This window comes from Candidatus Obscuribacterales bacterium (assembly GCA_036703605.1).
Lineage (GTDB): Bacteria > Cyanobacteriota > Cyanobacteriia > RECH01 > RECH01 > RECH01.
The window spans coordinates 1-4815 of record DATNRH010001158.1 but is presented as its reverse complement, the minus strand read 5'-3'; the positions used below and the strand labels follow the sequence as shown (position 1 = coordinate 4815).

The 4815-nt window shown below is 51.1% G+C and carries 5 protein-coding genes; all 5 read left to right on the top strand.

The features are described from left to right. On the top strand, positions 1–869 hold an 869-nt coding region (locus tag V6D20_23940; protein ID HEY9818832.1), incomplete at its 5' end, for a hypothetical protein. A 192-nt stretch (positions 870–1061) separates the two neighbouring features. After that, complete coding sequence (locus V6D20_23935) at positions 1062–1859, top strand: formylglycine-generating enzyme family protein (protein HEY9818831.1); 798 nt, start codon at positions 1062–1064, stop codon at positions 1857–1859. 258 nt (positions 1860–2117) lie between these two features. Continuing rightward, the gene (locus V6D20_23930) at positions 2118–2441 is read left to right on the top strand and encodes a CU044_2847 family protein (GenBank protein ID HEY9818830.1); all 324 of its coding nucleotides are present in this window, start codon (positions 2118–2120) and stop codon (positions 2439–2441) included. Then, positions 2438–4213, top strand: coding sequence for a trypsin-like peptidase domain-containing protein (locus tag V6D20_23925; protein HEY9818829.1), 1776 nt, complete (start codon positions 2438–2440; stop codon positions 4211–4213). Before V6D20_23930 ends, V6D20_23925 begins: the two co-directional genes overlap by 4 nt. Before the next feature lie 13 nt (positions 4214–4226). Beyond that, a partial coding sequence (locus tag V6D20_23920; protein ID HEY9818828.1) for a MoxR family ATPase occupies positions 4227–4815 on the top strand: 589 nt, incomplete at its 3' end.

Below are 4815 nucleotides of genomic sequence, written 5' to 3'. Positions count from 1 at the left end.
CCAACCATCCCGATACGCTCTACGAATACATTAAGGCGCTGAAGGATTGCGGCTATCAGTGGTTGATGGTGCAGGAACATTCGGTGGAACGGCTGGATGGTTCGGGGGTATGGCACGATGATAAATATCTGCCCAATCGCTTAGTAGCGCGTAATTCTAAGGGTGAGACGATCAGCATTACGGCGCTGATTAAAACCCAAGGATCGGATACAAAACTGGTGGCGCAAATGCAGCCCTACCATGAGGCCAAGGGTCGCGGTCGGCAGCAACTAGGCGATCGCTCCGTTCCTTGCTGTGTCACGCAAATCGCCGATGGGGAAAATGGCGGCGTCATGATGAATGAGTTTCCCCGGGGCTTCAATCCAGTATGGTCTGAACTCAAGGATCACGGGCGCGGTGTTGAGGGCGTTGTGGGTCTAAATGGCACAGAATATCTGGAACTGCTGGCAGCGGCTGGGGTGACGCCAGAGGATTATCCAGTTTGCCAAGCGGTGCATCAACATAAGATTTGGCAGCGGGTGGATCCTGACCATGCCACGTCGGAGGCGGTGGAACAGGCGATTCAAGATCTCAAGTCCAATGATCATCAGTTCAGCATGGATGGTGCATCCTGGACAAATGATTTGAGCTGGGTGCAGGGCTATGAAAATGTGTTGGGCCCGATGAATCAACTGAGTGCGCTTTTCCACCAAAAATACGATCGCTTGGTTCAAGAAGATCCCTTAATCACCCGCAGTGCTGACTATCAAGAAGCGTTGCTCTATGTGATGTTGGTGGAAACAAGCTGCTTCCGATATTGGGGGCAAGGCACTTGGACGGACTATGCCCGTGAGCTATACAGCCGGGGTGAGGCGGCTCTGAAGCGTTGACCGACACATTCACCGCAGGTGGTTAAAACCACGGCTACACCCTCTCAGATTCATTGACCTGAACCCGCTTAGGCGGGTTTTGGCGGTTTGGGCACAGCTTCTAGCCGCCAGGGTTGCCGGATACCTCAGAGAACTCTTATTCTGTTAGGCAGATGCTGCCTAGAGCAAAGATCCTCGATTCATGGTGATGGTGTGACTTCTTCTTCTGATACCCTCACGCTCCATCGTTACAAGCGCCGCAATCAGGCCTATCGAGAACGGTTGCCGGGCGGGGTAGAGCTCATCATGATGCGCATTCCGACGGGGGAGTTCATGATGGGCGCACCAGAGGATGAGCCAGATAGCCATAGCAGCCAGCAACCTCAGCACCGAGTGCGGGTGGCGGAGTTTCTCATGGGGCAAACGCCGGTGACCCAGGCCCAATGGCAAGCGATGGTACTCAACAGTGAGCCGATTGATCGTGAACTAAAGCCAGATCTGTCAGAGTTTAAGGGTGATGATCACCCGGTGGAGCGGGTGAGTTGGAACGATGCTCAGGAATTTTGTCGGCGGTTATCCGTACTGTCTGAAAAAGACTATCGATTGCCCAGTGAGGCCCAGTGGGAATATGCTTGTCGGGCGGACACGGAAACTGCATATCACTTTGGCCCAATGCTGACCCAGGACGTAGCTAATTATGATGGATCAAAAACAACTGATGTGGGGACGTATCCGGCCAATCGCTGGGGGCTGTACGATATGCATGGAAATGTGTGGGAGTGGTGTGAGGATGATTGGCATAATAATTATATCGGTGCACCGGAGGATGGTAGTGTATGGGTAGACAAAAATAAAAACAGGTTAGATAAGTTGCTGCGCGGCGGTTCGTGGCTCAACGGTTCTGGGGATTGCCGTTCTGCCTTTCGCTGCAACTTCTCGCGCGACTACCGCTACCTCAACGTCGGTTTTCGGGTCTGTTGCGTTTTGCCGAGTATTCTTCTTAGCTCTTAGTCCCTTAGCCCTTAGCCCTTAGCGCTTTATCTTTCTTTGCCCTTTCCCTTCGCCGTGAGGCAGCCGATTTTTTTGAGAAAACCGGGGTGGGAGTTTGTGGGATAACGTTATTCCACAATGACCGGAAGAGAGCATCTGGGGAGTGAAGAAACGGTCAGGATGGTCATCCCAGGAGGCTGTGCTACGGACAAGGGTAGCCTCCTTTTGGCACATCGGCTAGACTGTGGTGACATGTGTTGAGGTCAACGTAGGCTCACTATGACGAAGCTTGTGCAGTTTGATTTGGGCGATGGCGAGAGCATCTTGATGGAAGTGGATGAAGTCGAGTCTGATGAAATAACACCTGTTTCTAAGTCACCAGGCGAAATTGCGGCCCAGGCACGTCAAACCTTTAGCCAAGCTATGGCTGGCGTCACACCCATGGTGCGATCCTTGAAGGCACGGTTGGATACTCTGAATGATCCGGCGGATGAGGTCGAGGTGAAATTTAGTGTCAAGCTAAGCGGCGAGGTGGGGGCAGTTGTGACCAAAGTAGGGGGAGAGGCCACCTACGAAATCACGCTGAAATGGAAGAAGCAATGACGTTCAGTGTTACCGATTATGAACGGGCAACGGTTCGAATTTTTTCAAATGACAAGAATGTAGTTGTTGGAACTGGGTTCTTGGTTGCACCAGGGTATGTTTTAACCTGTGCCCATGTTGTCTTGGAAGCAGTGGGTATACCAAAAACGGATATTGAGACCCATAAAGATCCTTCCACTAATATCATTCGGCTGAATTTCCATATCCTAGCTCCCAATGCCATGATCGAGGCTAGGGTAATTGACTGGGTTCCCTATCAATTAAACATGGGCGATATTGCAGGACTTAAGCTCCTGAGTCCGGCCCCTGACGGTGTGCGGCCGATTCATCTTCTTGAGACCCGTGGCGAAGATGTTGAAGCCGATTGCCATTTAGTGTATGGCTTTGGTAGTCCTGAAGGTGGACGTTCTGACGCCTATCGTCCCAAAACTCAGGTGACCGATGAGCGCTGGCAACTTTGCAAGTATGACGATCCCAACGATGAAACTATTCGTCCTGGATTTAGCGGTGCGCCGTTATGGAATGACAGGACAAAAGCTGTTCTTGGCATGATCGCAACGGCAGCGGTCAAGGCAAAAGAAGATTTAAAGAGTACGGCCTACGCCATTCCCACTTCGAAGCTCCGTCCCGTTCTCAATACGATTGATGCCCATTACGTTGCAGATGTGCTGGAAGAACATTGGGATCAATCTCAGCTCACAACAATTGCTGAAACAGCATTTCAATTGTGTGACAGCGATGGCGATAAGGCTAAACATCCTGAGTTGCGAGATCGCCTGACCTTTCTAAGCAGCCTATCTAATCGAGAGTGGTGGCAAAACGATAGGGAGGTTGATCGCCTCACTCAGTTCGTCATGTTTGTCATCGTCTTGCAAGATAATCCTGCGCCATCGCTTTTGCATGCGCTCAAGACATGGGTAACATTCCGCCAGTTTGACTTTGAAAAGCTCTACTTTAAAGCCGACCAATATCGTAAAAAGCGCAAGATATCTGCTACTCAAACCCAGGAACACCTAGTCATCCAGATTAAGGCGGATGAGCAGGATCCTGCTAGAGCAAACATCTCGATTTGGATCATTCGCGATCGCGATCGCTATGATCCCCTAGAGCCACCTAAACCGAGCTTGTCTAATGAGGCGATCGCTCTGGTTGACTTAGCCGATTTCTTGGATCAATGGATTTCTAGTCAAGACATATTGGATGAACCGATGCTGCATTGCTTTGTGGCCCGTTCTCAACTGAGCAGCGATCTAGATGCTTGTGGAACGCAATCGGGTCTAACCCTTGGAAATCAATATCAGCTGGTCATGCGGACGGATCTGAGCCAGTCGCCAACTAGCCCTCAATACTACCGTCGCTGGCAGCAAAAATGGCAATCTCTAGAAAACAACTATCACTCACAAGCCAACGGTAGCGTGGTACGAGCAGATAGCCGTAAATCTGCATTACTATTCAAACAATTCAAGTCGGCAGAGATTGGCATCTTGGAGAATCTGAGCAGCGATCGCACGGATGCAGTCTTCAAATTCTTGGCAGATAAGGTAGCGCTTCCGGTTGTTTTGTGGGCGAGAAAAGAGAACCTCTGTTCTGACATCGATCGCATTCTAGATTGTACGGTGATCGACTTGCCTAAGCGTGTCCTAGAAGAACGCCAAGAGGCGATTGAAGATGAGGAAAAAGTGTCGTTAGGCTATCATTTGAGCTTGGTATGGGATGATCCAAAGGTTGTCCCGCCTACGATGATGGCGCAGATCGATCCAGAGATGTGTTAAACCCCTTGCAGCCATGAGCGATCCACAACCTCCAACCCCCAATCCAAACCTTTTCTGCCCTATTTTCACCGGCAGCGGTGAGCCCAATCCCGACGCATTGGACAATCTACCACCACCGCCCACCTGGCGACAGGCCGATCGCCGCCAAGAAGAACGGGGCAAGACCTTCCAAGCCGAGCCCAATGAAATTGAATTGGTGAATGCAGCTCTCTACCTACGGCGGCCGCTGCTGGTAACGGGGAAGCCGGGTAGCGGTAAAACATCCCTCGCCTACGCGATCGCCCGTGAGCTAGATCTAGGCGAAGTCTTGTACTGGCCCGTTACCACACGAACCACTCTTAAGGATGGTCTATATCTTTATGATGCGATCGCTCGTTTGCAGGATGCCAGCAAGCAAGAGCCAAATGAGGATAAGCGCTTTGAGAACATCGGTCGATATATCCGCTTGGGGCCCTTGGGGACTGCCCTACTGCCGTCGAAGAAGCCGAGAATCTTGATTGTGGATGAGATTGACAAGAGCGACATCGACCTACCCAATGATCTGCTCTACGTCTTTGAGGAAGGCCGCTTCGAGATTCCGGAATTGGTGCGCATTGAAGATA